We start from the raw sequence: 3,745 nt of genomic DNA, 5'->3' as shown, positions 1-3,745 counted from the left end.
GCAGCACGTATCCCGTGTCGGGGGAAGCGGCGACAGTCATTCCAGGAGCCCCTGGCGCGATCCGGAATCCGTACGCGGTGTGATCCGGAATCCGTACGGGCCGTACCGGGCGAGGGCCGGCACACCCCCTGGAAGGGAAGGCGTGCCGGCCCTCGCGGTCAGCTCTTCGCCTGCTCGAGGTAGCCGACGAGGGCGCCGACGGTCTGCATCTCCTCGAATTTTCCCTCGGGAATCTCGATGGCGTACTTCTCCTCGAGCGCGAGGCTGAACTCGACCATGAGCAGGGAGTCCACGTCCAGGTCGTCACGGAAATGCGCTTCGGGCCGCACGTTGTCCACGGGAACGTCGGCGATCTCATGCAGCAGTTCGGCGACGACAACCAAAACGTCCTGACCCTGCTCGGTGGAGGAAATTGTCATGGATCGACTCCCGTCGAGTTGTTGTTCTGGGTATGCGCGAACGACGCATGCGCGCTGCGTTCTCCTTGCCAAAATATCCCGGGAGCGATCTCCCGTGAATAACGAAATGGGGTGACGCGAAGTCAACTTAAGTGTGACGCAAGATCGTCACCATTGATTATGGATTCACGCCGGGTCGACTGTGCATGCTGATGGCACATCCGGCGTTGCTCGTCGGCGCAGTCCGTTCCGGAGCGCAGAAAGAGCGAACTTTGATTGAGCATCAGCAACTCTACGGCTGGGCCGATGCCGTGTTCTACGAGAATCCCGGCAGGCGGGACGCGCCCGAGACCCACTTCGCGGCGACGGACCGGGTACCGCCGGCGGGCTGGGAGCGGACCGAGCGGGACGTCTGGATCTCGCTCAGGCCGACGGACGCGGCCACCCCGGAACAGGGCTGGAAGATCCATGTGTCCGCCACCGCGGACACCGCCGAGCGGACCGTGGACGAGGTCTGGGACCACTGCACGGAACACGGCGTCCCCTTCAAGTTCCTGCGGGACACCGACCTGTTCTGGCTGCACAACTCGAAGTACTATCCGCGCTCCGGCAGCGGGAAGCTGGTGACCGTCTACCCGCGGGACGAGGCGGAACTGACGCGCACCCTGGAGGGCCTTGAGGCCCGCATCGGAGGCTGGCCCGGCGCGTACATCCTGAGCGACCTGCGCTACGCCGAGGGCCCGTTGCATGTGCGCTACGGCGGCTTCGCCAGCCGCTACTGTACCGACGCGGCCGGCGACCGGGTCCTGGCCATCGCCGGTCCCGACGGGACGCTGGTGCCCGACGAGCGCAGGCCGGGCCGGTTCGCGCCGACCTGGGCGCCGGTCCCCGACGTCCTCGCGCCGCACGTCGAGCGCCGCCGCGCGGGCGCCAAGGGCTTCCCCTACCGCGTCGAGCGGGCCCTGCACTTCTCCAACGGCGGCGGCGTCTACCTCGCCGAACGCCTCTCCGACGCCCAGCAGGTCGTCCTGAAGGAGGCCCGGCCGCACGCCGGACTCGACCAGGCGGGCCGGGACGCCGTCGCACGGCTGCGGAACGAGAGCGAGATCCTGCGGCGCCTCGCGGGCACACCGGGCGTACCGGAGCTGTACGAGACGTTCGAGTCCGGCGAGCACCACTTCATGGCGATGGAGTACGTCAAGGGCGACATGCTCTGGGTGTGGCTCGGCGCCTACCACCCGATGCTCCAGTACGGCTCGGGAGCGGCCGAGGAGGCGGAGTACACCGCCGGTGTCCTGGACATGGCCGACCGGGTGGAACAGCTCGTCGCGGCCATGCACGCGAAAGGCGTCGTCTTCGGCGATCTGCACCCCGGCAACATCCTGGTCAGACCCGACGGAAGCCTGGCCATCCTGGACTTCGAGACGGCGTTCGAGCTCGACGGCTCCGCGGGCACCCGCCCCACCCTGGGCGCGCCCGGCTTCATGGCGCCCCGCGAGTTCACCGACGCCGCCGTCGACCACTACAGCCTCGCGGCGCTGCGGCTGTGGCTGTTCCTGCCGCTCAACCGGATGTTCCCGCTGTCCAGGACGAAGCTCGCCGAGACCGTCGACGCGGTGGAACGACGCTTCCCGTACCTGCCGGCCGGCTTCGGCGACCGCATCCGCGAGGCCACCCGGCCGCCCGCCGCGGCGCGGACGGGCGCGGCCACCACGACGGAACGGCTGTTCCGGGCGCAGCGCGCCGTGCTCGACGAGCCCCTGGACGTGGACCTGGACGCGGCGGAGATCGACTGGCAGGCGGTACGCGACTCGCTGGCCGCGGCCATCCGCCGCAGCGCGGACCCCGGACGCACGGACCGGCTCTTCCCCGGCGACATCCAGCAGTTCGTGCACGACGGCGTGAACCTCGCCCACGGCGCGGCCGGTGTCCTGTGGGCCCTCGACGCGACCGGCCAGGGCCGCGACGCCGCGTACGAGGAGTGGCTGAGCGAGGCCGCCCGGCGCGCCCAGCTGCGCCCCGGCTTCTACTCGGGACTGCACGGCGTCGCCCACGTCCTCGACGGCTTCGGCCGGGCGGACGAGGCGCGCGAACTCGTGGAGCGGGCGCGCGGCGCGATCGCCGGGATACGGGACGTCAGCCTGTACGGCGGCATGGCCGGAGCCGGGCTCAACCTGCTGCACCTCGCCGCCCGGCACGACGACGAGGACTACCGCGCCCAGGCCCGCGCACTGGCCGAGCGGGCGGCCGACGCGCTGCGCGCCCCGGAATCCCCGGGCACGCCCCGGCCCAACCAGGCGGGACTCCTGTACGGGTGGTCCGGCGTCGCCCTGTTCTTCCTGCGCCTCGCCGAGGAGTCCGGCGACTGTGCGTACACGGACCTGGCGCTCCGGGCCGTCCACCGGGACCTCGACGCCTGCCTGGTGCGGGCCGACGGCAGCATGCAGGTCGACGACGGCATCCGGTCGCTCGCCTACCTCCAGGTCGGCAGCAGCGGCATCGCGCTCGTCGCCGACGAGATCCTCACGCACACGCAGGACGAGGTCCTCGCGGCCGCGCTGCCGCGGATCCTGCGCGCCTGCCAGGCCGAGTACGTCCTCGAACCCCATCTGTTCAACGGACGCACCGGACTGATGGCCGTCCTCGCCCGGCTCGGGCACCACGACCCGGACGGCCGCGGCGCCGACGCCGTGGACCGCCATCTGCGGCGGCTCACCTGGCACAAGCTCGCCTACCACGGCCACCTCGCGTTCTCCGGCAACCAGTCCTGGCGGCTCTCCATGGACCTCGCGTCCGGGAACGCCGGTGTCCTCCTCGGCATGACCGCCGCCCTCGACCCGGGCCGGCCGTTCCTGCCCTTCCTCTCCCCGCGCCCCGGCGGGCGGGGGACGACGGACCCCACGAGCGGACCGTCCCACTGAACCTGGTCGGCCGCCCGGCCGATCTGCATGCCCGACGCGGAAAGGAGGTGCATGGAAATGACGGAGTCGATCCTGGATCTGCAGGAGATGGAGACCTCTCAGGAGGAGACCGCCCTGCTCGCCGCCAGCACCCTGAGCACCGACGGTTGCTGAGACCAGGGTGTCCGCGTCAGGCATCGCGCGGGACGTGACACGACGGAAGGAGGTGTGTGATGACCGAGTCGATTCTGGATCTGCAGGAGATGGAGACCTCTCAGGAGGAGACCGCCCTGCTCGCTGCCAGCACCGCCAGCACCGGCGGCTGCTGAGCCCCGGCGCCTGTCACAGGCGCTGTGCCACGCCGTGACGAGAGGAGAGGAGGTGGATGGAAATGACCGAGTCGATTCTGGATCTGCAGGAGATGGAGACCTCTCAGGAGGAGACCGC

General features: G+C 70.3%; 2 protein-coding genes. One reads left to right on the top strand and one right to left on the bottom strand.

Translation table 11 applies throughout. The features are described 5' to 3' along the window. Positions 1 to 158: 158 nt before the first annotated feature. Complete coding sequence (locus ACFWZ5_RS45470) at positions 159 to 419, bottom strand: acyl carrier protein (RefSeq protein WP_384893091.1); 261 nt, start codon at positions 417 to 419, stop codon at positions 159 to 161. A gap of 251 nt (positions 420 to 670) precedes the next feature. Between ACFWZ5_RS45470 and lanKC the strand changes: the two genes are divergently transcribed. After that, on the top strand, positions 671 to 3,319 hold the full coding sequence (lanKC, locus tag ACFWZ5_RS45465) for a class III lanthionine synthetase LanKC (RefSeq protein WP_384805307.1): 2,649 nt from the start codon (positions 671 to 673) through the stop codon (positions 3,317 to 3,319). Positions 3,320 to 3,745: the final 426 nt, after the last annotated feature.

The organism is Streptomyces sp. NPDC059003, assembly GCF_042740445.1.
Classification (GTDB): Bacteria; Actinomycetota; Actinomycetes; order Streptomycetales; family Streptomycetaceae; genus Streptomyces.
This window is presented reverse-complemented; position numbering and strand designations above follow the sequence as displayed.